The following is a 1,462-nucleotide window of genomic DNA, read 5'->3' as shown; positions in this document are numbered from 1 at the left end:
CTGCATTCACTGCACTGCCAGCGGCTAGTGTCGGCTGGCTGAGAACGTTGTAACGAATAATTGTTGGCGTGCGCTTGCACAGCAAAAGCAAGGGAAATAGCGATGCACAGTTGAGATAGTTTCATGCCTCCCTCCTAATAACTTAATGTTTGACCAAGTGGGTGGTTAGAGCCATGCACTTGATTGTGGCAGTTTAAACAACTTCCGCCGCGCACTCTCAAGTCGTTTTCAGGAATGGCTACGTTTGCATGTGGCACACGGTGACATTCCTGACATAGCATTGGCAGTCGTTTATTGAGCAGGGCTTTGTTCACTGAACCATGAGGTGTGTGGCAGGATGTGCAATCTTCATTTACAGGCTCATGCTCCCATAAGAATGGGCCGCGTTTTTCTGCATGACACTCGTAACAAGCGTTATTGACGGTTGACCAATTCAAGCTCGCTTCATTTAATGTCTGATGTGGATTGTGGCAGCTAGAACAAGTCATGACGCCGTCGATAATAGGATGACGACTGCGTTTGTGGATATCCGGGTTGGTGCGGGAGTGACAATCGGTGCATTTGTCTGCTTGCATTTCGGCAACCATCATCGGATCGTCTTTTTGATGCAGTTGGTGACAGCTTGCACAAGAAAGCCCTTCAAAAGCGTGCTCGCTACTGTGCCAAGTCGAGCGTTTCGCATCTTGGTGACAAGATAAACACACGCTGTTTTGCTTTTCGGCTGGAACAGGGGAGTTTGGCCCAAAAGTGATCATCGGTTCACGAACTTGTCCTTTTCGTGGATTGCGCTCGTGATTGTTCGCTGGGCCATGGCATGCTTCACACTGTTTATCATTCATTGGCCCATGCAGGTTTGCGGACTTGCCATGAATGTTGTCGAAAATACCCGTAGCGGGTTTGTCTGATGTATCGTCATGGCAACGAAGGCAGCCATCTGGTCCGCGGCGTGAATATTTTCCCTCGGAAAACTTGGTGTCTAATATGGTTTCAATTTCTTCTTGAGTTAACGTCGCCGCTTCGGGCTCTGGCTTGGCGACATCTTCCGAACTGACGGTGAAGATGACGCCTAACCCAAGTATCCCAGCTACTAACCACCGCAGAAACATTGCTTTCATAGCTCTTCCTTTTCTTATCCTTAATTGTCAAAGCATTGTGTTCAATGACGAATTCAACGGTAGTCGTATACCTTGTGAACCTTATCTACCCCTTGTGACTGACCAATAGCATGGCAAGTCGCACATTGTTCGGAGCCCGTTGCTTGTGCTGCTGTGTCTGCTCCAAATACCGCGCCGTGATTCAGCATATGGTTCAGAGGCGCATCTCCTGCCACGGTATCCGGGTCAGCATTAGCTAAAGATGACTCTAAGTGACACGCGCCACAGGCGACTAATGCAGGACTAAAGTACTTACCACTCGCCAGAGAAGGGCGCGTATTTTGTTGGCTAGGTAAGTTGTATTGAGC

The 1,462-nt window shown here is 48.8% G+C and carries 2 protein-coding genes; both read right to left on the bottom strand.

What is annotated here, in order from left to right; all coding sequences use genetic code 11:
• Positions 1-134: 134 nt before the first annotated feature.
• Positions 135-1,115 (bottom strand): DmsE family decaheme c-type cytochrome, encoded by a 981-nt coding sequence (locus tag R7Q47_RS24300; protein WP_318089773.1) that lies wholly within the window; start codon positions 1,113-1,115, stop codon positions 135-137.
• Between the two features lie 53 nt (positions 1,116-1,168).
• Positions 1,169-1,462, bottom strand: a 294-nt coding sequence (locus R7Q47_RS24295) for a multiheme c-type cytochrome (RefSeq protein ID WP_411912884.1), incomplete at its 5' end; no start/stop codon positions are given.

It is taken from the genome of Vibrio sp. Vb0349 (assembly GCF_033338975.1).
The sequence above is the reverse complement of the archived record's forward strand: the minus strand, read 5'-3'. Positions and strand labels throughout refer to the sequence as shown.